Raw genomic sequence first — 24,186 nt, 5'->3', positions numbered from 1 at the left:
GCTCAACCCTTCGTCGTCGAAGCGGTGCGCAATGGGGCGAAGTCGGATCCGAACCACCCGATGTCAGGGCAGTCGACGGAGCTCATCCAGTGGTCGGCGGTGCGTCCGGCGATCTCGCGGAACGCGCCACCGAAGAACAGCAACGGATCGGCGTCGCTGGTGTCGAGGTGTGCGACCTCCCCGATGACGATGAGGTGGTCGCCGCCGTCGTACGTGCGCCACGGCAGGCACGAGATGGTCGCGGCGGTGCCGAGCAGGACGGGGGCGGTCGGCCCGTCCGCCCAGCGGGGTGCGGGCCCCTGGGGACGGCCCGCGAAGGTCCACGCCGCGTCGATCTGGTCCGCGGCGAGGACGTTGACGGCGAACGGCTTGTCGTCGAGGAACCGGCAGGCCTTGGCCTTGCGGGTCAGCGTGACCTGGCACAGCGCCGGTTCGAGCGAGACAGCCGTGAAGGCGTTGACGGTCGCGCCGTGCGGCTCTCCGTCGTCGTTGAGGCAGGTCACGACCGTGACACCGGTGGCGAACCTGCCGAACCCGTTGCGGATTGTGCGGTGATCCAGAGTCATCTCCCGCTCCTCCTGTACGCTATGCGTACAAGTCGTACGCTTTGCGGTTACATGAGGGTGCACCGACGTCGCGGAACTGTCAACGGGTCGTGGTGCGGAAAGATGGGGCGATGACCAGCGGTCCGGGCGAGCGCGACTTCATCCAGAGCATCGAGCGCGGGTTCGCGGTGCTGCTCGCGTTCGACGAGGAGCGGGTCAGCCCGAACCTCGCGGAGCTGGCCGCGGCCACCGGGTTGTCCCGCCCCGCCGTGCGGCGGATTCTCCTTACGCTGCAACGGCTCGGGTACGTGCGCAACGAGGGCACCAAGTGGTCGCTGACACCTCGGGTGCTGAGCATCGGGCAGCACTACTCGGCGTCGAACGCGATGATCGAGATCGCGCAGCCGCACCTGCTGGAGCTGTCGGCGAAGACCGGTGAGTCGGCGTCGCTCGCGGCACTCGACGGACGCGACGCCGTCTACGTCGCCCGCGTGCCCGTGCGGCGGATCATGAGCATCAACGTGTCGATCGGCACCCGCATCCCGGCGTTCGCGTCGTCGATGGGACGGGTGCTGCTGGCGTGGGCGCCGGACGCCGTGGTCGAGGAGGTCGTCGCGGGCGGCCTGCCGGCGCTGACCCGGCACACGGTCACCGACGCCGACGCGTTCCGCGCCACTCTGCGCCAGGTGCGCTCGGACGGGTGGTCGATCGTGGCGGAGGAGCTGGAGATCGGCCTGCTCTCGGTGTCCGCACCCGTCCGCGACCGCACCGGTGAGGTGGTGGCGGCACTCGCGTCCTCCACCTCGGTGGGGCGGTCGTCCGTCGAGGAGATCCGCGGCGAGGTGGTACCGTTGCTGCTCGACGCCGCGGAACGGATCAGCGCTGACCTGGGCCACAAGAGCCCGGCACGGCGTGAGGGCTTCTACTGACGACTTGAGAGAACGCAGGTCCGTTCGAGCGGCGGCCGAGCAGGCCTCAGGCGCCGGTGACGCCGTCGACGCCCTCGCGCAGGAAGTCCGCGTGGCCGTTGTGCCGCGCGTACTCGTGGCAGAGGTGGTTCATGACCAGGCGCAGCGACACCTGCTCACCCCACCGCGGCTGGAAGCCCGTCACGTCGAGTGACTCGGCCTCGCGCTCGATCCTGCGGGAGTGCTCGACCTCGGCCTGCCAGGCCTCGAACGCCTCGGCCCTGGTCGACCCCGAGGCGTCGTAGGCCACCTGGTAGTCGCCCGCGTCCGACCACACCAACGGGATGTCCTCGCCGTTGATGACCTTGCGGAACCAGGTGCGCTCCACCTCCGCCATGTGCCGGACCAGGCCGAGCAACGTCAGTGTGGAGGGCGGCATCGAGCGGCGGCGCAGGTCGTCGTCGGACAGGCCGTCGCACTTCAGCGCGAGGGTGGCGCGGTGGAAGTCGAGGAACGCGCGCAGGGTCTCGCGTTCGCCGGCCTGCAGCGGCGGGCTGGGGCGTTCGGTGGTCACGACACCAGTCTGGGCGCGACGATGATCTCGTGCACCCGCATTCTCCGGGGCGCCGCCGCGGCGGTTGATCAAGGAACTGCCATGAGCAGTGCCACATCCACGAGCCCCCCGCAACGGCGCTAACGTTGCCGTGACGAGAGGGGTGGCTGATGTCGCAGCAGCTGGAGCAGGCGGAGTCGGCGTTCGCGGCGGCCCGGCCGAGGCTGTTCGGCATCGCGTACCGCATGACCGGCAGCGTGGCCGACGCCGAGGATCTCCTGCAGGAGGTCTGGTTGCGCTGGCAGGTCGCCGACCGTGACGCGGTGCGCAATCCCGAGGCGTACCTGGCGACGGCCATCACCCGGCTCGCGATCAACGAGTCGCAGACCGCGCGGGCTCGCCGCGAGACCTACGTCGGGCCGTGGCTGCCCGAGCCCGTCGACACCTCCGCCGACCCGCAGGTGGGGGCCGAGCAGGGGGCGGTGCTGGAGCTCGCGGTGCTGATGCTGCTGGAGAAGCTGACGCCGACCGAACGGGCCGCGTACGTGCTGCGAGAGGCGTTCGACTACCCGTACCGCGAGATCGCCGAGATCGTGCAGACCAGCGAGGTCGCGACGCGGCAGCTGGTCAGCCGGGCGCGCAAGCACCTCGCGGACGAGCGCCGGGTGCCCGTCGAACGGGCTGACCAGCGTAAACTGCTGGAGGCGTTCGTGGCGGCCGCGCAGGCCGGTGACCTGGCCGGACTGGAGAAGCTGTTCGCGCAGGACGTCGTGAGCTACTCCGACAGCAACGGCGCCATCAGGGCGGCGGGTCGCCCGCTGTTCGGCGCGGCCTCCCTGGCGAAGATCATCTCGGGGTGGGCGCCGTCGTTCTGGGCCGGTGCGGAAGCGTCGTTCGTCGAGGCGAACGGGCTGCCCGCGATCCGGTTGCGCAAGGACGGCAACACCTACGCGGTGATCACCGTGACGGCGTCCGAGGACGGCATCGACCAGGTGTTGTGGCTGGTCAACCCGGAAAAGCTGAAGGCATTCCGGTAGGCCTGTCACAACTTCCGGGGCTGTCCTGTCTTAGCTCGTGAACACCCGCACGAGGCGGGCTCACGAGAGGGACGGACCCATGAGGATCGTTGTCATCGGCGGTACTGGGTTGATCGGCAGCCAGGTCGTGAAGCGGCTCGCTGAGCACGGTCACGACGCCGTGCCCGCGTCCCCGAACAGCGGCGTCGACACGGTGACCGGTGAGGGCGTCAAGGAGGTCGTGCAGGGCGCCGACGTGCTCGTCGACGTGTCGAACTCGCCGTCGTTCGCCGACGACGACGTCATGCACTTCTTCACCACCGCCACGACCAACCTGACCCAGGCCGCCAAGGAGGCGGGCGTCGGCCACTACGTCGCGCTGTCGATCGTCGGCGCGGACGAGCTGCCGGACTCGGGCTACCTGCGCGCGAAGGTGGCACAGGAGAAGCTCATCGAGGAGTCGGGCCTCACCTACTCGATCATCCGCGCCACCCAGTTCTTCGAGTTCGCGGGGGCGATCGCGAACTCGGCCGAGGTGGACGGCGCCGTGCACCTCCCGCACGGCGGTGTCCAGCCGATCGCGGCCTCGGACGTGGCGGCCGTGGTCGCCAGGACCGCGGCGACCGGGCCCGTCAACGGCGTGCTGGAGATCGGCGGGCCGGAGGAGCTCACCATGGACGGGTGGATCCGCACGGTTCTGGCGCAGCGCAACGACGAGCGCGAGGTCGTCGGTGATCCGCGGGCCAAGTACTTCGGCACGCTCCTGACCGGCAAGCAGCTCGTGCCGAACGCTGGCGCGCAGCTGCAGCCGACCAGCCTGACGGACTGGCTGGCCGCCGGGAACTGAACCGCGGCGCGGGGGTGCGGCCGGTCGGTCGCACCTGAGCCGGGTTGCTACGGTCGCGGTCGTGAGAGTCGTCGTGCTGTCGGACACCCACGCGCCGCGGTTCTGGAAGCGGTGCCCACCGGCCGTGGCCGACCACCTGAGGTCCGCCGACCTGATCCTGCACGGCGGGGACGTCTGCGTCGCCCCGGTGCTGGACGAGCTGGCGCAGTACGCGCCCGTCATCGCGGTGTGCGGCAACAACGACGGGCCGGACGTGGTGGCCTGGGGTGCCCCGGAGACGGTGGAGACCGACATCGGGGGCCTCCCGGTCGCGATGATCCACGACAGCGGCCAGAAGACCGGGCGGATGGCGAGGATGCGCCGCCGCTTCCCCGCGGCCCGGCTCGTCGTGTTCGGCCACTCGCACATCCCCTGGGACGACGAGGAGGACGGCGTCCGGGTGTTCAACCCCGGCTCACCGACCGACAAGCGCCGTCAGCCGAACGGAACCATCGGGCTGCTGGACATCGAGGACGGCGTGCTGCTCGACGCGCGGATCGTGCCGGTCTCCTGAGCCCATTCGGCGAGCTTCGGGCCGAGGACCTCGTAGACCTGCGGGTCGAACCCCATACCCGTGTGCGAGCTGTGCACCTCGACGCATTCGGCACACGGGTCCTGGCACAGCTCCCACGGCACGATGCCGTCGTGCCGCGAGAAAATCGAGATGGCGGGCACCCGCAGCGGTTCGGCCAGCGCTTTCACGTGTTCGTCGAAGCACCGGCCGCGCATGCAGTCCTCGTCGAGCAGCCCGGGCACACCGGCCGAGGCGAGGCGGGCCAGGAACCGGGCGATGCGCATGACGCTCGGGTGTGCGCCCAACGGGTCGAGCACGGGGCTGCCCATCATCACCAGGCCGTGCACCAGATCGGGACGCCGGGCCGCGACGAGGCGCGCGAGCCAGCCACCGCGGCTCTGACCGAGCAGCACCACCGGATGACCGGTGCGCTCCGCGTGCCTCTCGGTGCTGCGCAGGAGCTTCGCCAGCAGGTCCGCGGTGCAGCCGACGGTGAAGCCGACTCCGCCACCCGCCGGGCGGTAGCCGCGGGCGCGCAGCCACCACCCGGCGGGGGAGAGGCTCACCCCGCCCGCGCCGAAACCCGGTACGAGCACGACGCCGAGACCGTTGCCCTGACGCCGATCGGTCGTTCGCCAGATCGGGTGACGCACCAGCCTCGGCACGTCCCACAACGCCCTGACCACGCTTTCGCGTGCGGCGGCTCGCATTCCGTCCGACATGCCATCGGATTGCCGACTACTTAGGACCTAAACCCCTGGGCCGGCCGTCAGCGCCGCACCGACACACTCCGTAGTGAGGCGTGGCCGGGGCGCCATCGCGTCGACACGGCGACGTACCGGGCGGTCGCCGCCGCGCCGTAGGTCCTGCCGTCCAGGCTGTAAGTGGTGGTGTGCGGCGGTGGCACGCCGTCCGTCCACTTGAGACTGACGTCGCCGATGGCGTGCACGGCGCCGAGGTCGACGACCATGCGCCCGTCCCGGCCGGGTGTCCAGGCGGTGCGCCGGTCACCGTCGACCGCGGCGGCCGGATCGCTCATCCCCGGCGGCAGAACCGAGTTCGGGAACGTGACGCAGCCGCGTGCGAGGTCGTCGAACGGGAAGGCTTCGGCGGTGGGCATCGTGACCGTGCGCTCCGCCCGGCCGAGAACGACCGGCAGCGCGAAGCCGTTCCGGTGGGTCAGCGTGAATCGCGCCGGACCGCCGCGGAACGTGACCCTGCGCGCGTCGTGCACGATCGCCGTGATTCCCGGCGGGATGCCGTTGGCGGTGAACCACGGAGCCTCGACCCGCGCGGTGGCGGCGGGCAGCGTGAGCGCGTAGTCCGTGCCGCCGGCTGTCGTGACCTGGGTGCCCCGGTACAGCCTGTCGCCGCGCAGGCGCACGGTTCCGGTGATATCGGTGCCGGACAGGTTGAAGAGGCTGAGGAACCCGTCGGCGGTGCTCGCCCGCACTCCAGGCGGGCATTCCGGAGCTGGCTGGGCCGCGATCGCCCGCAGATCCGCGCGTACGTACCCCTCGACAAGCCCCGCGGGCACGGTGATCGTGTCGCCCTGCACGGTGATCGGCTCGGCCGACCGCGCGACGAACCCCGCGCGCCCGTCCACGTCGAGCCAGCCCGGCGTGCTGAGGTCCGGCCGCGGGTACTCGGCCACCGTCGTCCACGTGGTGGCGTCCAGCGACGTCTCGATCCGGTAGGCACCCGCGGCCGCTGTCTCCCACCGCAACCGCACGCGTCGCACCGTCGTCGCGGAGCCGAGGTCGACGGCGATCCAGCTGTCGGCGCGGCCGCGTTCGGCGCGGGCCACCGCCCAGCGCGTGGCCGGATCGCCGTCCGTCGCCTTCGCCGGTTCGAAGCCGGGCGCGAACGACGACGCGGTGGCCGGTTTGCCCTGCGCGGAGTCCACCTCGAAGTCGAACAACGAGTAACCGTAGGTGGGATGGGGTGTCACGCCGATCATGCGGACGTGCCGCGCGGTCATCGCCGGGAAGGTCAGCTCGTCGACCCGGAACCCCTCGCGTGCCTGGACCGTGACCCGGCCCGCGGATCCCGTGTACGTGCGGGAACCGGTGAGGCCGGGCATCCCGGCCATCGCGAGATTGTGCACGTCCACCCGTCCAGGCCGGGGGAGCGCGCACACGATCGTGCCGGTGGGCAGCGTGGCGGTGCCGGCGAACCCGTCCGCGAACCGCAGCAGGCTCGCCGTCGCGTCGAACCCGTCCCGAACCTCTTTGCAGACAACGATGTTGCGTTCCACGACTGCTGCGCGCGGCAGCAACATGGGAGTCGCGCCACTGATCTTGAACAGCCAGTCGTCGTGCGCCGGTTGCCACGCGAACTTCGTGAATCCCGGCTTCGTCACCGTGCCCGCCCACGCCGCCACGGACTGGTGGGTCAGCAAACCGGGATCCACGCCGTGGTCGATCGTGATCGCGGCACGGGTGAAGAACTCCTTCTCCGACACCGGGTTCGCCGGCGGACGCAGCTCGTGCAGCAGGTAGCTGATCGCGAGCTCCGCCCGTGCCTCCGGCTCGTACTTGGCCTCACCGGAGAACTTCGCGAGCCGGTGCACCGGAGGATGCGCCTGGTAGGCGAGCAGCCGCGACGCGAGCGCGGCCTCGGCGCGGGCCGCCATCGGGTCGCGCAGCACCGTGGAACGGAACGCGAGCGGGATGATGTCGCGGCCGTAGAGGTGTTCCCGGTCGTCGACCATCGGCATCAACGGCTCGCCGGCGTCGCTCATCGTGGCGAGGATGGTGCGCCACAACAGCTCTCCGTTGGGCTGGCTGGTGAGCACCTCGGGCAGCGGTCGTCCCGCGAGCAGGAAGTGGACGGCGTTGCGGCCGGACGTGCGCCACAGCTCTTCCTGGTAGTGCGGGCCGAACGAGCCATGGTTCTCGACGATGAACGTGTCGTGCAGGTTTGTGGCGGTGTTGGCCGAGATCGGCACTCCGTCCACTGTGGAGGGATTGGCGAGGTCGGCGGCGGCGAGCCCGGCCTCGTTGCGGCTCCACCGGGTGAACGCCTCCCGCCAGCCGGGTCCGTCGCCGTGCCAGGCCAGTCCGGGTGCGAGGGCCTGGGCGTAGACCCCCATCTCCTCCAGTTTGGTGTCGCCCCGGTGGCCGCCGGTGAGGCCGTTCGGGGTCCAGCTGCCCGAGCGCGGGTCGTTGCCGGTGCCGAGCGATGTCGTGTACTCGGCCTGACCGCGGGCGATGGCCTCGACGTTCGCCCTGGTCGGTGCGTCGAGGTCCGGCCAGAGCAGCCGTGCGGCCAGCACGAAGTAGGACTGGAATGTGGTGTCCCAGAACAGGGTCTTGCCCCATTCGGTGCCGCCGGCCAGCACGTTGCTCGCGGCGAAGTGCCGGACGGTGGCGAGGGTGTGCTCGCGCAGCACGTCCTTCTCGACCCCCGCCAGCGCCGCGTCGTAGCCGCCCCTGGTGAGCAGCACGGCGTTGCCGAGCACGACCGCGAACCCGAAGTCCGTGCGCCGATACCGTTTCGCCGTCGCGTCGTACTGGGTCTCGGCCCACCTCGTGTGCCGGAGCAGCACCTCGTAGTAGGTGTCCTTCAGCTGCGTCACGGAGATGCTCGGCGCGAGGGTGAGCAATCCCGTGGCGTACAGGAACTGTCTGCGACTGATCAGCATGTGAGCGCGGTCTCCACCCAGTCGGCGTGGTCGAAGTTGCGGCCGTCGCCGCCGTCGGTGACGCGCAGGCTGAGCATCCGCACACCGGTGACGTCGACGCCGATCGGCAGCGCCACGCCCTTGCCCTTCAGGACACCGCTGTCGTACAACGGTTTGTCGTCGCCGAACACCTGGAACACGACCGAACCCGGTTCCCGCGTCTCGTCGTCGAGACCGATCTTCGCCGTGAAGCGATCGCAGCCGCGGCCGAGGTAGACCGAGACCTCGGACGGTGCGTGCACGCCGATGCCCTTGGCGTAGGTGACACCACCCATGGACAGCGCGTTGCCGTCACCCGCCGAGTTCTCGCCGTTGGACCGGTCCCGCTCGACCGGGCCCCACCCGTTCGTCTCGCTCATGAACGGCAGATCGCTGACCTGTGCCCCGTTCGCCGGTACCGGTGGCGGCACGAACGCCTTGACCACCTGTTCCACGTGCACGTCGCCGAAGGTGGCGACGACCGGCACGTCCACCGGGCCGACCTGCTCGCCCGCCGTGAGCTGCCAGCGACCGCTGATCGACTCGCCAGGAGCGAGCTTGCGGCGTTGCACGGCGGTGCCGGACACCGTCCAGCCCTCGGGAGCGACGGCCGTCAGCCTGACGTCGCGGATCTCCCTGTCCCCGTTGGTGAACGTGCCGCCGACCTCGATCGACGAGCCGGCCGGGGTGTCGACGACCCCGGTGGGCGTGACCGTCAGCGTGGTCTTCGGCACCTGGCGGATCGGCTGGTCGCAGGTCTGCAGACCCGGCCGGTTGCGGCAGATGACCGCCGCGAAGCCGCCGTTGCGCCGGACCGGGACGGTGAGGGTGTCGGTGTTGCGCAGGACCTGCCGGTCGCGGACGACGTCGGCCCTGGTCTCGGGGTCGCGCACGGTCTCGACGAGCCACTGCCCGCCGCCGAGGAACCCGAGCCGCGCCCGCAGAGCACGTTCGTCGGCCGCGATGCCGCCGATGAACCACCTGTCGCCGTTGCGGCGGGCCACTACGGCGTGCGTGTCCGGGTCGCCGTCGAGCAGCCTGGTCTCGTCCCACACCGTCGGGAGCTGGTCGAGGTAGCGCAACGCCTGCGGATGCCGTTCGTAGGCCTCGGGTTTGTCCGCGAAGTGCGTCCAGCCCGACTCGTACACGACCGGCAACGCGACCTCGTGCGCGATCGACGCCTCCTTGGTGCCGACCTCCAGCGACACCGGCGTGTAGTCCATCGAGCCCGCGACGTTGCGGGTGAAGAACTGCACGGGGTTGTTGGCGGCGGGCGGGAAGTTCTCCGCGCCGCGCACCGCCTCCATCGTGAGCACGTGCGGCCAGGTGCGCGCGAGACCGTGCGGGATGGTGGAGCCGTGGAAGTTGACCATCAGTTCCAGGTCGGCCGTCTTCCGCAGCACCGCGTCGTACCAGCGGTAGCGGTCCTGCGAGTCGGACTCCATGAAGTCGAGCTTCACGCCCTTGGCGCCCCACTGCTTGATCCTGGGCAGCACGGTGTCGCGCTCCTGCGGCGTGTCGAGGTCGCTCCAGCGCAGCCACAGCAGGATCTCGACGCCCTGCGCGCGGGCGTAGCGGATCAGCTCCGGCACCCACGCGGCGCTCCAGCCCTCGTCGACCAGCGAGTACTCCCAGCCGTGGCGTGCGGCGAAGTCCACGTACTGCTTCTGCCTGGCGAAATCGACTGGGCTCGAGTGCTCGCTCAGCCACGACCACGCGACCTTGCCCGGCTTGATCCAGCTCTGGTCCGCGAACGTCGCCGGGGTGGCGAGGTCGTCGACGAGCGTGGACGTGCTGACGGTCCGCAGGTCGCCGACGATCGCGGTGCGCCACGGCGTCGTGCCGGTGGACTCGACCTGCTCGTCGGCCAGCACGACCTGGAAGCCGTCGCCCGCCCTGCGTAGCTTGCTGCCGGCGTACCCGCCGTCCACATCGGACTCGGTCAGCAGCGCGAAGTCCGGTCCGTTCTGGAACAACGAGGGGTAGCCGAAGTCGCCGGTGGCCTCTCCCGCGGTCGTGCGCACGCGGTTGGCCTCGTACCAGGCGTTGTACGGCAGAAGCCAGGCCTTCGACGCCCCGGGGAGGGCGAAGCTCGACGCCTCCGACGTGACGGTGGCGGCGCCCGGCAGCACGTAGCGGTAGGCGACACCGTCCGCCGCGGCCCGTACGACCAGGTCGAAGCTGCCCGCGGCGTTGCGGAAGCCGAGCCTGGTCTCGGTCATCCGGTTGGCGCGGTGCAGCCGTTTGCCGTGCGGCATGGCGTACCGCTCGATGACAACGCGGTCACTGCGGCCGGTGAACGTCAGGTCCCTGGTGAGGTCGGCGGTGGTCGTGGTGAGCCCGGCGGCGGCCGGCTGCAGCACGGTTCTGCCTTGCCTGCGGACGGCAACGGTCAGGTTTCCGCTGTTCAGAGCGACCTCTGCGGCGACCTGGCCTGGTCCGGTGACCGTCCAGCCGGCAGGTGCGGCGACAGCGGGTGCGGCGGGCAACAGCAGGGCGAGCACGAGTACGAGCAGTCGTGACATCGTTGTCAGCTCCCGGGTGTGAGACCGCTGCCATCGTGTTGGGCCGCTGTGTCGCCGGTCAAGGGGCTGATGATTATCAGTCGATTTGCGGACAGATGAAGAGATCTTCATCTTGGTCTCATGCTGGACTCGTCGAGCCGGGGCAGGCTCGGTCGCATGCTGCTGTCCGCCCGCACCGGCACGGTTCTCGTGGCCGTGCTCAGCGTGGCGTGCGCACTGGCGGCCGTGCTGCTCGCGCTCACCGTGGTGCGGCCGGTCCCTCCGGAGGTACAGGTGCCGGAAGTCCGGATAGGACGATCGGCTCCACCGGCGACCTCCTCGGTGGTGCCGCCCGCGAGCTCGGTGGTGCCGCCGCCGAGCTCGGTGCTGCCGCCGCCACCGCCGGTCGAAGACGACGACGAGGACGACTGACGTGCCCGCACGCGCCAAGATCATGTGCTGGCTCCTCGGCCTGATGACGCTCGTCCTCGCGACCGTCGTGGTCGTGGTGTGGCGCTTCCTGCTCGTCGACGTCGACGACCGCGTCAACCGCGCCCTGGAGCAGGAGACCACCGAGTTCAGCGCCTACGCCGAAACCCACGCCGGCGACGCTCATGCCGTCGCCGAGGCCCACCTGCGCCTGCAGTACCCCGACGAGCACGAGATCCACCTCGCCGTGCTGCCCACGAGCGTGCTGGTGCAACGCTCCGAGGTGACGTACGCGCTGGAGAACGACCGCCCCGTTCTGGGCATGATCACGTCGTCCTCCGCGCCATGGGGCGTCGTGTTCACACCGGCCGGCCCGTTCCGCTGGGCGAAGGTGCACGCGGAGGCGCCGGCGGAGATGTGGTTCGTCACCGGGTACTTCGAGGACGGCGTACAGGCCCCGGTTCACTCGACGGTGCGTGTCCTGGTGCTCGTCTCGCTGGCGGGCCTGCTGATCGCCGCGCTGATCGCGTGGCTCGTCGCGGGCGTGATCCTCGCGCCGGTCCGGATGGTCCGCCAGGCCGCCGCCGAGATCACGGAGGACGACCTCACCCGCCGCATCCCGGTCTCCGGCAACGACGACGTCGCCGCGCTGGCGAAGCAGTTCAACTCGATGCTCGACCGCCTGGACCGCTCGTTCCGCCTGCAACGGAAGTTCCTCGACGACGCCTCGCACGAGCTCCGCACGCCCATCACCATCGTCCGCGGCCACCTGGAGCTCCTCGGCGACTCGCCCGAGGAACGCGCCGCCGTGGTGCGGCTGTGCACCGACGAGCTCGACCGCATGGCGCGCCTGGTGGAGGACCTGTTGCTCCTGGTCAAGTCCGAACGCCCGGACTTCCTGCGCCCCGTCGTCGTGAGCCTGCCCGAGCTGACCAGCGACATCGACGCCAAGCTCCGCGCGCTCGGCGACCGCCGGTGGATCCTGGAGTCGATCGCGGAGGGCGAGGCCGTGCTGGACCCGCAACGCGTGACCCAGGCAGTCCTGCAACTGGCCTCCAACGCCGTCCGGCACACGTCCGACGGCTCGACCATCCGCTTCGGCTCCTCCGTGGACGCCGCGGTGTCGTTCTGGATAGCCGACTCCGGGCCCGGCGTGAGCGACGAGTCGTTGCTGTTCTCGCGTTCCACCGGCCTGGGCCTGCCGATCGTGAAGGCCATCGCCGAAGCGCACGGAGGTGCCGTGCGGGTGCGTTCGGTGGCCGGCGAGGGAGCGACTTTCGTGGTGGAGGTGCCGAGATGACCGGCCGGATTCTGATCGTCGAGGACGAGGCCCGCATCGCCTCGTTCGTCGAGAAAGGCCTGCGCGCCAACGGCTTCACGACGTCCGTCGTCTCCTCCGGCGCGGACGCGCTGTCGTGGGCCGCCTCGTTCGACCTGGTCGTGCTGGACCTCGGTCTGCCGGACCTGGACGGCTTCTCGGTCCTGCGTTCCCTGCGCGACCAGGGCGTGGCCACGCCGGTGATCATCCTGACCGCCCGCGACTCCGTGCACGACACCGTCGCCGGCCTGTCCGGCGGCGCCGACGACTACATGACCAAACCCTTCCGCTTCGAGGAACTGCTGGCCCGTGTCCGCCTCCGGCTGCGCCCACCCGGCGTTCCCGAGGCCACCGTGCTCACGTCCGGCACGCTGGCACTGGACCTGCGCACCCGCCAGGCCGTCCTGCCGTCCGGATCCGTCGACCTGACCGCGCGTGAGTTCGCCCTGCTCGAACTGTTCCTGCGCCATCCGGGCCAGGTCCTGGTGCGCGAGCAGATCCTGTCGCACGTGTGGGGCTACGACTTCGACCCCGGCTCCAACGTGGTCGACGTGTACGTGCGTTCGCTGCGGCGCAAGATCGGCGCCGAACGGGTGGAGACCGTGCGCGGCATGGGATATCGCCTGGTGTAGATGAAAGGTCCTTCATCCGGGCATCACGTGTGCGTCAGCGTGGCTCAGCAGGATTGTCCTCGTGATCCTGACGCTGGTGGTCTTCGCGGTGGCGGTGGTGCTGTGGACGTGCACGCCGTTGGACGACACGTTCGTCGCGCTCACCGCCGTCGTGGTCCTGCTGCTGTTCGGCGTGCTGCCCGCGTCGTCGCTGGCGGTGCTGGGCGGCTCGACGACGTGGCTGCTGATCGCGGCGTTCGTCCTGGCCTGCGGCGTCTCGGCGTCCGGCCTGCCCACCCGCCTGGCGTCGTCGCTGGTCGGCCGCGCGCGTTCGGTGCGCGGGCTGATGCACCTGACGGCCTTCGCCCTGCTGCTCACCGCGTTCTTCGTACCTTCGACGTCGGGCCGTGCCGCCCTGGTCCTGCCGGTGCACAGCGCGCTGCGGCAGCGGCTGAACCCACGGGTGTCACGGGCGCTCGGGGTCCTGTTCCCGTCGGTGATCCTGCTGACGGCGGTGGCGACCCTGGTGGGGGCGGGTGCGCACCTGATCACCAGCGCGCTGCTGGAGCAGGCGACGGGGGAGGGGATCGGGTTCGGGCAGTGGCTGCTGCTCGGGCTGCCGCTGGCCGTGGTCAGCGCGCACGTGACGGCCGAGGTGGTGTTGTGGCTGTTCACTACCCGCGCGGACCGTGCTGAGCCGCTCGCGCGAGTCCTGGAAGCGGCACCCAAGGCCGCCGCCCGAGCCCCGGAAGCGGGCCCCAGAACCGCCGCCCGAGCCCCGGAAGCGGCACCCAAGGCCGGCGGCCGAGCCCCGGAAGCGGGCCCCAGAACCACCGCCCGGGCCCCGGAAGCGGGCCCCAGAACCGCCGCCCGAGTCCTGGAAGCGGCGCCCAAAGCCGCCGCCCGAGCGGTGAAGGCGGCACCCAAGGCCGTCACCTCAGCCCTCTCCGCCCTCACCAGGCAAGAGATCACCTCCCTGGCCATCCTCGCCACCGTCTCAGCGGCCTGGCTGACCGAGCCGTGGCACCACGTCCCGCCCGAGGTCACCGCTCTGGCCGGCGCCGTCGCCATCACCACCCCGCGCCTCGGCACCACCACGCTCAAGCGCGCCATGAGCGAGATCCCCTGGTCGCTCCTGCTCTTCATGGCCGCCACCACCGCGCTCGGCACCGCCCTGGTCACCTCCGGCGCGGCCAGGGCCGTCGCCGGTCTGATCAGCCCGGCCCACCTCCTCCCGACCGTGATCGCGGTGAGTCTCTGCGCGCACCTCGTCATCCAGTCCCGCTCGGCCCGCTCGTCGGTCCTCGTCCCGATCGTCATCCCCCTGGCCGCGGCCGCCGGCATGAACCCCGCCGCCCTGGCCTTCGCCTCCACCGCGGCCGCCGGGTTCTGCCACACGTTCACGTCGTCCGCGAAGCCGGTCGCCCTCTTCTCCGACGCCTACCGGCCGAAGGACCTGCTGAGGCTGTCCGCTGTCCTGGCTCCGATCACCGGCGCACTCGTCCTCGCCTGCGCCGTCTTTCTCTGGCCGCTCCTCGGCCTGCCACTGAAATGAGGTCACCGATGCGTTTCCTGGTAGCTCCCAGCGGTTTCAAGGAGTCCCTCGACGCGTGTGCCGTCGCCGACGCGATCGCGCAAGGCATCTACCGCGTCGTCCCCGGTGCCGTCGTGGACAAGGTGCCGCTCGTGGACGGCGGTGAAGGCTCGGCCAAAGCTCTCGCGGAGGCCACGAACGGCACGCTCGTCCCCACGCTGGTCACCGGGCCGATCGGTGAACCGGTGCCGTCGCACTTCGCGTTGCTCGGCGGGCCCGGGCCGCGCACGGCGGTCGTCGAGATGGCCGCGGCGGCAGGGCTCAGGCTCGTTCCCGCACGCCACCGTGACCCGGCCACGACCACGACGTACGGCGTCGGCGAGCTCATCCGGGCCGCGCTGGACCTCGGTGTCGACCGCGTCCTGGTCGGCTGCGGCGACTCGGGCACGTCCGACGGTGGCGCGGGGGCGTTGCAGGCGCTCGGAGCACGCATCACCGACACCCGAGGCCGTGAGATCGGGCGCGGCGGAGCGGCACTGGCCGGCGCCAGGCGCCTCGACCTGTCCGAAGTGGACCCGAGGCTGGACAAGGTCGAGATCACGGTGGCCTGCAACCCGCACAACGTCCTGTGTGGAGATCGGGGCGTCGCAAGGGTGTTCGGTCCGCAGAAGGGGGCGACGCCGAGCCAGGTCGAGCTGCTCAGCGACGCGCTCGACACCTGGGCGGGCCTGCTCGGCCCCGAGACCCGCACCATGCCGGGCGGTGGCGCGTCCGGCGGGCTCGGCGCGGGACTGCACGCGCTGGGCGCCACCCTGCTGCCGCGGTTCGAGGTGGTGCTCGAGCACTCCGACCTCGACGCCCGCCTGCCACACGCGGACCTGGTCATCACCGCGGAAGGCGCGATCGACGGCCAGACCCCGCACGGCAAGGTGCCCGCGGAGGTGGCGCGCCGGGCCAAGCTGCACGGCAAGCCCGTCATCGCGCTCGCCGGCACCATCGGCGAGAACGCCCGCGCCAACCACGACATCGGCATCGACGCCTACACCAGCATCATCGCCGCTCCGGTCGCGTTGGACTCCGCGATAGCGAGGGCGGGGGAGCTCCTCACCGACGCCACGGAACGAACCCTGCGGCTCATCCTCGTGGGCGCGGCCCTCACACGATGACCGCGATCTCCGCACCGAGCTTGGCGCCGTCGAGCAGCTCCAGGTCGTCCCCGCTCCAGAACCTGCCGGGGTCGTACCAGTTCGGCCTCCGCCGCGGCAGCAACCCCATGTCCTCGTACGTCACGGCCACGATCTCCGCGCAGAACGCGCTCTCCAGCGAAGTGTCCTTGGGCCGCGCGGGAAGCCGCCCGCGCAGCCAGCGCGACGCGAGCTTCGCGGTCGACGGGAACGGCGTGCCGTCCAGCCGCGCCACGGTCTTGAGCGCGGCGTCCTCCATCTCGCGCGACACCGCGTGGTCGAGCTGCCGCAGCCACACCCGCTGCCGGTACTTGTCGTGCCACGTCACCACGGCGTCGCGCAGGTCGTGCAACTGGGCGCCGCGCTGATGAGTGCCCGTCCACATGTCCTTGAGCGACTTGCCGAGCTCGGCGTGCCACATCAACGGCGGCAGGTCGTCGAGCACGATCGCCATGCCCACGTGGTTGACCGGGCTGTTCGTCATCGCCTGGATCGCCCGGTCCGCGGCGCTGCGCCCGCGGAACACCCACACGTCGCCGGTACGGGTCATCTCCACGGCTTCGTCCAGGGTTATCGCCATGGCCCCGTACCCTAGGCGCATGAAGCTCTGGAAGCTGCTCGGCATCGCCGCGTTCGCGGGTGTCGCGGCGAGCGGCGTGGTCGTCGCCCGCAACCAGCGCCGCCGCGCCGCCTACACCCCGGACCAGGTCCGGGAACGCCTGCACGAACGGCTCGCCGAGGCCTCCCGCACGAACTGACTTCCATTCCGGAAGCACTGGGTTCGCCAGAGCATCAGGCCGGTCAGCACGAAAGATTGCGACCGGATGCAAATACATTGCTGAACGCGGATTTGCGCAGCAGCATCGCGTTGATCATCGGGTGGGTGGCGGATCGCTGCCGCGTCGAGGCTGACGTTCGGTCATTTCACGTGCACTCGATGGAGTGATGCTGGTTGATCTTCCGTGGCGCGGCCAGGAATCGACGAGAAACGCGATCACGTCCGTGACCTGCTGCTGAAGCTCGCCGAACAGTTCGGGCCGCTCGCCTGAGTTTGTCCACCGAACGTTGTCAGGTGGAAAAGCGCTGACACCGGACAACGAGATCTGCGTACCGTCGGAAGTGGTTGCACTCCGGGGGAAGCAAATGCCGATCGTGTTGTCCGAACCCGTGCCCAAGGGGCGCGGGTTGACGATTCTCTTCGAGTTGGAAGATCTGGCGCGCACCCGCTTCGCGTCGGCACCGCTGCCGATGTACGAGCTGGTGTTCGCGGTGCACAGCGGTAACTGGGACCGCCTGCTGCTGCCGCAGATCCGTCCGCTCGCCGAACTGATCCGGCCGGGCCGGTTCATCCCGGACTTCTTCAACTCCGCACGCCCCGACTTCGACGAGGCCGTGAGCCAGGTGCTCGGCGTGCCGTCCACGCGGGTGCGCGACCAGATCGCGAGCATGCTGGGCACGACGTCGCCGTGGCTGCGGTCGTTCGCGGCCGGCACGCCGAGCTCGCGCCAGGACCTGAGGTCGGCGTTCCGGGCGGGGTTCCGCGACCTGCTGGGGGCGACCTGGCCGCAGACGCGCCAGGCGTTCGACGCCGAGGTACGGCTGCGGTCGAGCCAGGGGGCGACGCGCGGGCTCGGGGACCTGCTCGGCAACCTGCACCCGGCGATCTCGTGGACCTCACCCGCCCTGCACGTCGAGCTCGGCTGGGACACGGAGATATCCCTGCACGGCACCGGATTGCTCATCGTGCCGGTGCTCAACGGGCTCACCCGCCCGGCGGTCTCGATGTTCGCCGAACCGCAGCCGCTGCTCTTCTACCCGGTCGCGACACCCCAGCCGAGCGGCGCCAGCCTCGAACTGGCCCTCGGGCGCACCCGCACGCTCGTGCTGCGGGCGCTCACCTCCGAACGCACCACCACCGAGCTCGCCAAGCACGTGGGCATCAGCCTGCCGACGGCGTCGCAGCACGCGACCGCCCTGCGCACCGCGGGTTTCGTCTCCACGCACCGCAACGGCCGGTCGGTCCGCCACCGCCTGACCCGGCGTGGCTGGGAACTGCTGAACTGAACCTGGGAGGCCCGCATGACCGCGCTGCCGCGGTACCGCACCGACCCGAGTCCTCGCGCGCTGGCGGTCCGGCTGCGTGCCCTGCGCACCGCCGGCGTTCCCGTCGCCTGCGGTGTCTACGCGGGACTCTCCGCTCCCGGCCCGACCTCCGCGTTGCACGCGCGGATCACCCACGCCATGGCCGCGGCGTTCGTGACGGGAACGTCGGCGGGCGTCCCGCGCTTCGAACCACCGCCGTCCGCCCAGCTGCGGGTGCTGACGGCGGCGAGCTGGGGCCGGCTCGACGGCGTCGGCTCGGACATGACGACGTTCCCGGTCGACCTCGCCTCCGAACTGTGGTGGCGGGTGCACGAACGCGCGCTCGGCTCGACGCGCACGACCGACCGGCGAGTGGCTTGCGATCTGTTGCTGCGCCTGGGATATCCGCAGCACGCGGCCTCCGTGATCGGGTTGAGCGTGATCGACCCGCGCAAGCACGTGTTCGCCCCCGACCTGGCGCTGGAACAGCTCGCCGTCCTGCGCTGCCACCTCCCGTCGTCCACGGTGGAGGCGATGGCCCTGCGCGGCGCCAGGTCGTCGCTGCCACCCGAGACGCGCGGCGACCTGGCGTTGTTCGTGGTGTTCCGCAACGCGGCCCGCGGCGCCGACTCCACCTCCCTGCAGGCCGCCGCCGCACTGGCGACGAAGGCCTCGTCGGAGCTGCCGCGCGACGGGTTCGCCGGGGCACTGCGACGCACGCGGTTGCACCGGGCGATCGCCGCGGTTCCGTTCGTGCGGCGCGACATCGGCGAGACGCACCGGCGGCTCGGACACGCGCTGGAAAGCCTGAACTCGATCACACCGGGCACCGCCGAGATTGACCGGCTGGCGTGGGCTGACGAGGCCTACGCCCTTTACTGCTTCCTCGTGCGGAGCCATCTGACCGTCGGCCTCACACAGCGCGCCGTCGCGTACGCCGCCGAGCTCGTCGAGCTCAGTCCCGGCGACGACAGGACGTGGGCGTTGCAGGGCGACGCGCTGGCCGCGTCCGGTCAGCTGGACGCGGCGCTGGAGGCTTACGGCCGTGGGGTGGCACTCGGGGGCTGGGGTGCGGCTCGTGCTGCTTACCTCCGTGGCTTCGTGCTGGAACGGCTCCGGCGGGTGTCCGAGGCCGCTGAGGCTTACGTGCTGTCGCAGCGCATCGACCCGACCTCCTCGGTCGTGCCTGCCTCCTCGGTCGTGTCAGCGCCCTCGGTCGTGTCAGCGGGCGTCGGCCGTGATCAGCAGCCTGAGGTGCGCGCTGAGCCAGGTGGCCGCGGCCGGGGCGTCGGCGAACGCCGCGATGCGGGCCGCCGCCGTGCGCAGGCCCACGCCGTCCAGATGAGCGCCGACCTCGCGCACGCGAACGAGCAGGCTGTCCGTCAGGTGGTCCAGGCCTCGATGCGAGGCCTCGGCTAACACCGTCAGCGCGCTGTCCACCGCCGCGCTCAGCGGGTCCGCTGTGGTCATGTTGGGGGTGAGTGGGTCTGCCCTGGTGACGCCGGGTGTCAGCGGGTTCGCTGCCGTGGTGCTGGGTGTGAGCGGGTCCGCCGTCGTGATTCCGGGCGCCAGCGGCTGCGGGTCCGTGTCCGTCGCGAGGTCCGGGACGACCACGCCCGCTGCGGTGCGGACGGCCAGCGGGTCGACGACCAGTGTGCCGCGGTGGCGGCGGACCGAGCCGGTGATCGTTGCCGGACCGGCGCGCAGCGCCGCCGCCAGCGCGTCGAGCGACTGCGGTGCCACGGCTCGGTGCGTCGCCTCCAGCAGGCACTTGGCGCCGGTGGAGTCGTGCAGCGTGGCGGTGAGGCGTTGCGCGGCCGGGTCGTAGGCCAGGTCGGACACCTCGGCGACACGGATCGCGCGGACCAGTTCCGCCTCGACCCTCGCGCGGACCTGCCGCGGCGGCAGGTCGGCCAGGTGTGCCGCGGTGGCGGCGTAGTCGTCGACCACCAGCCTCTGCGGCAGGTCGTCCCAGGCCGTGCCGACCGGGGTGAGCGAGGTCTTGGCGACCCTGCTGGTCTTCAGCGTCACCGCGCGGCTCGCGTTGCGCGTCGCCGACTCGGACACCACGTTCGACGCGGCCAGGCGTCGGCCGGTGCGCAGGGGAGTGTCCCGTTGCACCAGGACCACGTCACCCGACGCGAAGTAGACGTCCGCCGTGGATTCCGAGCGCAGTCGGGCGCCCAGTGCCGTCAGCCGGACTCTGCGCAGCGGCGTCTCGGCGGGTTCGTCGGGACCGAGGACCTCGGCGCGCGGACCGTTCGCGGTCGCCCTCGCGTGCAGCTCTGTCAGCAGCGCGGCGAACCGCTCCGCCTCGTAGTCGGCGCTGCGCCCGCGGTACGCGGACAGCTGGGCGAGCAGATCGGTGATCACCGCGGCCGGCCAGTGCAGGCGCTGGGCCGACAGGTCGCGGTGCAGGCGCTGCCACGCCGCGTCGAGCACCTCGCTCGCGTTCGTGGCGCCGTCGAGCAGCAGCTGGTCGAGCAGGTCCGTCACCGCGGTCAGATCCGTCGCGGTGGTCGGGGATCCGCCCACGTCGACCGCGTCCCTGTTCCTGGCGTCCCTGTCCTTCGTGCCGCCGCCCTGCGCGTCCGCCTCGCGGAACGCCCACACCGCCAGCGCCGTCGCCTCGTCGCGGTTGACCACGTCCGTGTGGACGTAGGACAGATCGCCGGGAACGAGGAACGTCACCGTGCAGGTGGGCAGCTCCGCCTGTGCTGTCTGGTCCTCCGCGGTCGGGCGGCGCAGCTTGGCGTGGTAGCCGGCCTGGAAGGCCCGGCGGGCGCGGCGCACCGTGCGTTCGCCCATCAACGCCACGAGGTCGGCGTCGGTCACCGCGCCCGGCGACCACAGTTCGGCGGGCGCGCTGGCCTCCTGTGTGCGTTGGTACGCCAGGACGACCGCGATGCGGTGCCGGCACACGTCCGCGGCACCGCAGCTGCACTGCGCGGCGTCGAGCGTGGTGCCCGGCGGCAGCGTCGTGGTGGTGCCGTCCGGGAACTTGCCCCGCACGGCACCGGCCGGGTCGGTGTCGAGCGCGGGGACGACACCCGCGTCGAGCTCCTTGGTGGCCCGTTTCACCAGACCGCGGTTCGCCAGCGCCGCGAGCGCGTCCGGGGTCAGTGCCATCAGGTCGGGTCTGGTCACCTGAGTTTCTCCGCGACGAATGCGACGAGCTGGTCCGGGGTCATCGCGCCGACGTGGGCGCCGGCGTTCGCGAGGCGCTGGGCCAGCGCCCGGTCGTAGTCCGGGTTCGCCTCGTCGTCCAGCGCCGCCAGGCACAGCACGTGCGTGCCCTGCTCGCACAAGCCCTTGACCGTGCGGACCAGGTGCGACTCGCTGCCGCCCTCGTAGAAGTCGCTGATGATCACCACGATCGACCGGCGCGGGCTGTCGATGAGGTCCGCACCGTACGCCACGGCCTTCGCGATGTCCGTGCCGCCGCCGAGCTGCACCTTCATCAACAGCTCGACCGGGTCCGTCACGTCGGACGTCAGGTCGACCACGTTGGTGTCGAACGCGACGAGGTGCGTCCTGAGGCCCGGCAGCCCCCACAGACAGGCCGCGGTGACCGCCGAGTGGATCACCGAGCTCGTCATCGAGCCCGACTGGTCCACGAGCAGGACCACCTGCCACTGCTCCACGTACCGCTTGGTCCGCGAGACGAACTTCGGGTGCTCGATCGCGAGCTTGCGCTCCTCGGGCTGGTAGCGCTGGAGGTTCGCTCTGATCGTGGAGCGGAAGTCGAAGTCGCGGGAGTTCTTGTGGATGCTCGGCCGCCTCGACCTCGTGCCGCTGAACGCCGTGCGCACCTCAGTCCTCAGCTTCTCCATCAGCTGCTTCACCACCGCCTCGGCGATCTTGCGTGCCATCGCGAGCACGGCGGGGTTCATCAGGTGCTTGGTCCGCAGCACCGCGCGCAGCAGGGCCGGGTTCGGCTCGATCCGTCGCAGCACCTCGGGATCCGTGACCACGTCGGTGATCTCGTACCGCTCGACCGCGTCGCGCTCCAGGCGTTCGATCGTCTCCCGCGGGAACAGGGTGTGCACCTCGTCGAGCCAGTCGACCGTCCGCGGCACCGAGTCCTCACCGCCGCCCTTGCGCACGCCACGTTCGGCGAGCTCGGGATCACGCCCGTAGAGCCACTCCAGCGCCTTGTCCCTGCGCGCGCCCTCGCCCTGCAGGCCGCCGGTGCAGCGCGACGCGGGTTCGCCGAGGATCAGCCGCCAGCGTTCCAGGTCAGTCATGTCAGGCCGCCCTTCACCAGCAACGCGTCCACGCGCTTCTCCACCGCCATCGCCTCGGCCACGACCATCGGGTCGACCCTGAGGCGGCTGATGCCCCTGGCACTGCCCCCGACGCCGCGATGGGCGAGCACGGTGGCCGCGATGGTCTCCCTCTCCCTGGGCGGGAAGTAGCTGAAGGCGAGCCGCAACGCCGGCAGCGCCACCAGGAACTCCTCCTCGGTCATCGCGCCGACCAGCTCGTCGAGCACTCCGACGAGGTCCGGGCTCGCCAGCACCTCTTCACGGGCGACCGCGAACAACCCGGCGAGCAAGTCGCCCAGCGCCCCGACGGAGCGCAGCTTCCGGACGTCGGGCTTGGTGCCGAGCGTCCAGGCGAGCCCGAGCGCCGCACCGCGCAGATCCGGCGGTGCCTGCACGTCGTTGCTCACCCTGGTCGCCACGCCCGTGACGTCCACCGCGTCCAGCGACAGCGCGGACCTGGCGTGCAGCACCGCGTCCCTGGTCGCCGCCATCGCCCTGAGCCGGTGTGGATCGGCGGGCGCCGGTCCGCCGTGCAGGCCTTCGATCAGCCACAGCACCCGCGCCGTGCCCGTGTCGATGATCGCCCCCAGCAACGGGTCCTTCCTGGTGCCGAACAACCTGTCGTGCCGCCACAGCCCGAGCACACCGCTCAGCACGTGGCCCAGCGCCGCGAGGTCACCCGTCTCCCGGACACACTCGTTGAGCGATTCCTTCACCCGGCCCGACAACATCGAGATCCCGCACAGCACCGCGTCGAACAGGATCCCGGTCAGCTCCTCGAGCCGCGCGTGCCGCGACCGGCGTTCCAGCGCCGTCCCGGCCGCTTCCTCCAGCGTGCCACCGTTCTCGGCCGCCTCGATCAACGCCGTGAGCCGCTCGTCGGCCGGCCTGAGCGTCCACTGCTCGTCCCACTGCGGCGCGGTACCCTCCGACGGCCCACTCGTGCGCTCGAACCCAGGGATCCGCAGCACCCGCAGGCGGTGCAGGATCCTGCTGCGCTCCAACGCCTCCGCGTCGGTGAGGTCGAGCGAGATCCTGCCTTCCCCGTCGAGTCCGTGCGTCCGCAGCAGCTCCTCGACGGCGCCGGCCAGGGGCGGCGCCGGTGTGTCCGGGTGCAGCCGCCCGACCTTGCCGCCGCGCAGCGCCCCGATCATCTCGACCAGCGCCGGGTGCGCGCCGGGCTGCAGTGTGCCGCGCCTCGTCCACGGCGGCGGCTGGGTCAGGTCTTCGGAGATCAACGCGCTGGTCAGCCCGTCCAGCACGTCCGTGCGTGCCAGGTTCTCGTGCCCGCGCAACCGGGCCAGCGCCCCGGCCTGGGTGTGTGCGGCGATGAGGTCCGCCGTCGACACAGGCTGCTGTCTGCGGCGCAGTCGCGTCGCCACCGACTCGACGAGCCAGTCCGCCGCGCGCTGCGCCCCGGTCTCCCACACCTGCTGGTAGTAGCCGGGCGACGGCATACCCGACTGGTAGCCGGTGAACGCGTCCAGCCGGGCGTGCGAGTACGGCACGAGGTAGCTGGCGCCCCTGTTCCGTTCCGGCACCTCCGGCCACTCGGCATCGCCGTCGAGCTTGGCCTTCAGCGCGGCCGTGTGGAACCCACCGGTGACCACGACGACGGGCTGGTCTTCCGCGTCCCGCACCGCCGCCCGCACCCAGCGCGCCATGTACTCCTCGCGCGCCGAGTCACCTTCGTCCGCGGTGGCCGTGCCGCGGAGCAGGTCGAAGTACTCGGCCATGCCCTTCGGTTCGGACTCGCACTCGAAGAGGTGGTCCCACAGCACGTCGACGTTGTCGACGGCGAACTCGCGGCACAACCGCTCGACGACCTCGGCGTACCGCAACTCCGCGTCGGCGTAGCGGTTGCTGACGTCGCGGAACGCCTCGTGCCACGCGGGCAGGTCGATGAACCTGACCTCGGCCCCGCACCGGCGTGCCTCGGTGATCGCCACCCACTCCGGCGAGTAGTCGCAGAACGGCGACCACGACGCGTGCTCGTCGGAGTAGCTGAACAAGGCGACGGGTAACTCGTGGCCCAGCAGCAGCTCGTCGATGCGCTCGTTGAAGTCGGCGGGACCTTCGACGAGCACGTACGCGGGCTGCTGCTCGTGGATGGTGGCGGCGACCAGCCGGGCACAGGCGGGACTGTGGTGCCGGACGCCGACGAACACGG

At 71.1% G+C, this 24,186-nt stretch carries 20 protein-coding genes and 1 pseudogene; 12 read left to right on the top strand and 9 right to left on the bottom strand.

The window, feature by feature from the left end; translation table 11 throughout:
• Nucleotides 1-2: 2 nt before the first annotated feature.
• Entirely contained in the window at nucleotides 3-566 is a 564-nt protein-coding gene (locus ACRSBM_RS22220) for a flavin reductase family protein (protein WP_434445581.1), read from the bottom strand.
• Between the two features lie 110 nt (nucleotides 567-676).
• Between ACRSBM_RS22220 and ACRSBM_RS22215 the strand changes: the two genes are divergently transcribed.
• The gene (locus ACRSBM_RS22215) at nucleotides 677-1,474 is read left to right on the top strand and encodes an IclR family transcriptional regulator domain-containing protein (RefSeq protein ID WP_434445579.1); all 798 of its coding nucleotides are present in this window, start codon (nucleotides 677-679) and stop codon (nucleotides 1,472-1,474) included.
• A 46-nt stretch (nucleotides 1,475-1,520) separates the two neighbouring features.
• Here ACRSBM_RS22215 and ACRSBM_RS22210 read toward each other — a convergent pair whose 3' ends face one another.
• Nucleotides 1,521-2,027: a DinB family protein gene (locus tag ACRSBM_RS22210; RefSeq protein WP_434445577.1), complete on the bottom strand. Its 507-nt coding sequence runs from the start codon at nucleotides 2,025-2,027 to the stop codon at nucleotides 1,521-1,523.
• 149 nt (nucleotides 2,028-2,176) lie between these two features.
• On the opposite strand from ACRSBM_RS22210, the gene ACRSBM_RS22205 reads away from it, so the two are divergent.
• The 3 genes from ACRSBM_RS22205 to ACRSBM_RS22195 all read left to right on the top strand — a co-directional run bounded on the left by ACRSBM_RS22205 (nucleotide 2,177) and on the right by ACRSBM_RS22195 (nucleotide 4,422).
• Nucleotides 2,177-3,043, top strand: coding sequence for an RNA polymerase sigma-70 factor (locus ACRSBM_RS22205; RefSeq protein ID WP_434445575.1), 867 nt, complete (start codon nucleotides 2,177-2,179; stop codon nucleotides 3,041-3,043).
• Nucleotides 3,044-3,122: 79 nt separating this feature from the next.
• Nucleotides 3,123-3,869 (top strand): SDR family oxidoreductase, encoded by a 747-nt coding sequence (locus tag ACRSBM_RS22200; protein WP_434445573.1) that lies wholly within the window; start codon nucleotides 3,123-3,125, stop codon nucleotides 3,867-3,869.
• Between the two features lie 61 nt (nucleotides 3,870-3,930).
• Nucleotides 3,931-4,422, top strand: coding sequence for a metallophosphoesterase family protein (locus ACRSBM_RS22195; RefSeq protein WP_434445571.1), 492 nt, complete (start codon nucleotides 3,931-3,933; stop codon nucleotides 4,420-4,422).
• Here the strand turns inward: ACRSBM_RS22195 and ACRSBM_RS22190 are convergent.
• Genes ACRSBM_RS22190 through ACRSBM_RS22180 form a run of 3 tightly spaced genes read right to left on the bottom strand, consistent with a single transcriptional unit; the run spans nucleotide 4,344 to nucleotide 10,611 of the window.
• Nucleotides 4,344-5,132, bottom strand: a complete 789-nt coding sequence (locus tag ACRSBM_RS22190; protein WP_434445569.1) for an esterase/lipase family protein — start codon at nucleotides 5,130-5,132, stop codon at nucleotides 4,344-4,346. The genes ACRSBM_RS22195 and ACRSBM_RS22190 overlap by 79 nt on opposite strands.
• A 59-nt stretch (nucleotides 5,133-5,191) precedes the next feature.
• Nucleotides 5,192-8,068, bottom strand: a complete 2,877-nt coding sequence (locus tag ACRSBM_RS22185) for a discoidin domain-containing protein (protein ID WP_434445567.1) — start codon at nucleotides 8,066-8,068, stop codon at nucleotides 5,192-5,194.
• On the bottom strand, nucleotides 8,062-10,611 hold the full coding sequence (locus tag ACRSBM_RS22180) for a glycoside hydrolase family 97 catalytic domain-containing protein (protein ID WP_434445566.1): 2,550 nt from the start codon (nucleotides 10,609-10,611) through the stop codon (nucleotides 8,062-8,064). Before ACRSBM_RS22180 ends, ACRSBM_RS22185 begins: the two co-directional genes overlap by 7 nt.
• A 120-nt stretch (nucleotides 10,612-10,731) precedes the next feature.
• Here ACRSBM_RS22180 and ACRSBM_RS22175 point away from each other — a divergent pair, with 120 nt between their 5' ends.
• The 5 genes from ACRSBM_RS22175 to ACRSBM_RS22155 all read left to right on the top strand — a co-directional run bounded on the left by ACRSBM_RS22175 (nucleotide 10,732) and on the right by ACRSBM_RS22155 (nucleotide 15,648).
• Complete coding sequence (locus tag ACRSBM_RS22175; protein ID WP_434445564.1) at nucleotides 10,732-11,022, top strand: hypothetical protein; 291 nt, start codon at nucleotides 10,732-10,734, stop codon at nucleotides 11,020-11,022.
• A 1-nt stretch (nucleotide 11,023) separates the two neighbouring features.
• The gene (locus tag ACRSBM_RS22170) at nucleotides 11,024-12,319 is read left to right on the top strand and encodes an ATP-binding protein (RefSeq protein ID WP_434445562.1); all 1,296 of its coding nucleotides are present in this window, start codon (nucleotides 11,024-11,026) and stop codon (nucleotides 12,317-12,319) included.
• Nucleotides 12,316-12,969, top strand: coding sequence for a response regulator transcription factor (locus tag ACRSBM_RS22165; RefSeq protein WP_434445560.1), 654 nt, complete (start codon nucleotides 12,316-12,318; stop codon nucleotides 12,967-12,969). Before ACRSBM_RS22170 ends, ACRSBM_RS22165 begins: the two co-directional genes overlap by 4 nt.
• 61 nt (nucleotides 12,970-13,030) lie before the next feature.
• Entirely contained in the window at nucleotides 13,031-14,503 is a 1,473-nt protein-coding gene (locus tag ACRSBM_RS22160; RefSeq protein WP_434445558.1) for an SLC13 family permease, read from the top strand.
• An 8-nt stretch (nucleotides 14,504-14,511) separates the two neighbouring features.
• Nucleotides 14,512-15,648: a glycerate kinase family protein gene (locus ACRSBM_RS22155; RefSeq protein ID WP_434445557.1), complete on the top strand. Its 1,137-nt coding sequence runs from the start codon at nucleotides 14,512-14,514 to the stop codon at nucleotides 15,646-15,648.
• On the opposite strand, the gene ACRSBM_RS22150 is transcribed toward ACRSBM_RS22155, so the two are convergent.
• Nucleotides 15,638-16,246: a hypothetical protein gene (locus ACRSBM_RS22150; RefSeq protein WP_434445555.1), complete on the bottom strand. Its 609-nt coding sequence runs from the start codon at nucleotides 16,244-16,246 to the stop codon at nucleotides 15,638-15,640. The genes ACRSBM_RS22155 and ACRSBM_RS22150 overlap by 11 nt on opposite strands.
• Nucleotides 16,247-16,265: 19 nt before the next feature.
• Between ACRSBM_RS22150 and ACRSBM_RS22145 the strand changes: the two genes are divergently transcribed.
• The 3 genes and pseudogenes from ACRSBM_RS22145 to ACRSBM_RS22135 all read left to right on the top strand — a co-directional run.
• Complete coding sequence (locus tag ACRSBM_RS22145) at nucleotides 16,266-16,424, top strand: hypothetical protein (RefSeq protein ID WP_434445553.1); 159 nt, start codon at nucleotides 16,266-16,268, stop codon at nucleotides 16,422-16,424.
• 385 nt (nucleotides 16,425-16,809) lie between these two features.
• Complete coding sequence (locus ACRSBM_RS22140; protein WP_434445551.1) at nucleotides 16,810-17,730, top strand: ArsR family transcriptional regulator; 921 nt, start codon at nucleotides 16,810-16,812, stop codon at nucleotides 17,728-17,730.
• A 15-nt stretch (nucleotides 17,731-17,745) separates the two neighbouring features.
• Nucleotides 17,746-18,789 (top strand): annotated as a pseudogene (locus ACRSBM_RS22135) (BTAD domain-containing putative transcriptional regulator); the annotation flags it as partial.
• A 180-nt stretch (nucleotides 18,790-18,969) separates the two neighbouring features.
• Here ACRSBM_RS22135 and ACRSBM_RS22130 read toward each other — a convergent pair.
• Genes ACRSBM_RS22130 through ACRSBM_RS22120 form a run of 3 tightly spaced genes read right to left on the bottom strand, consistent with a single transcriptional unit; the run spans nucleotide 18,970 to nucleotide 24,184 of the window.
• Nucleotides 18,970-20,895, bottom strand: a complete 1,926-nt coding sequence (locus tag ACRSBM_RS22130; protein ID WP_434445549.1) for an SWIM zinc finger family protein — start codon at nucleotides 20,893-20,895, stop codon at nucleotides 18,970-18,972.
• The gene (locus ACRSBM_RS22125) at nucleotides 20,892-21,995 is read right to left on the bottom strand and encodes a VWA domain-containing protein (RefSeq protein ID WP_434445547.1); all 1,104 of its coding nucleotides are present in this window, start codon (nucleotides 21,993-21,995) and stop codon (nucleotides 20,892-20,894) included. Before ACRSBM_RS22125 ends, ACRSBM_RS22130 begins: the two co-directional genes overlap by 4 nt.
• Nucleotides 21,992-24,184 (bottom strand): DUF5682 family protein, encoded by a 2,193-nt coding sequence (locus tag ACRSBM_RS22120; RefSeq protein ID WP_434445546.1) that lies wholly within the window; start codon nucleotides 24,182-24,184, stop codon nucleotides 21,992-21,994. The genes ACRSBM_RS22125 and ACRSBM_RS22120 overlap by 4 nt, the downstream gene beginning before the upstream one ends.
• Nucleotides 24,185-24,186: the final 2 nt, after the last annotated feature.

The organism is Lentzea xerophila (genome assembly GCF_051094245.1).
In the GTDB taxonomy this organism is placed as follows: domain Bacteria; phylum Actinomycetota; class Actinomycetes; order Mycobacteriales; family Pseudonocardiaceae; genus Lentzea; species Lentzea xerophila.
Note: the sequence above shows the minus strand (reverse complement) of the source record. Positions and strands in the feature narration are given on the sequence as shown.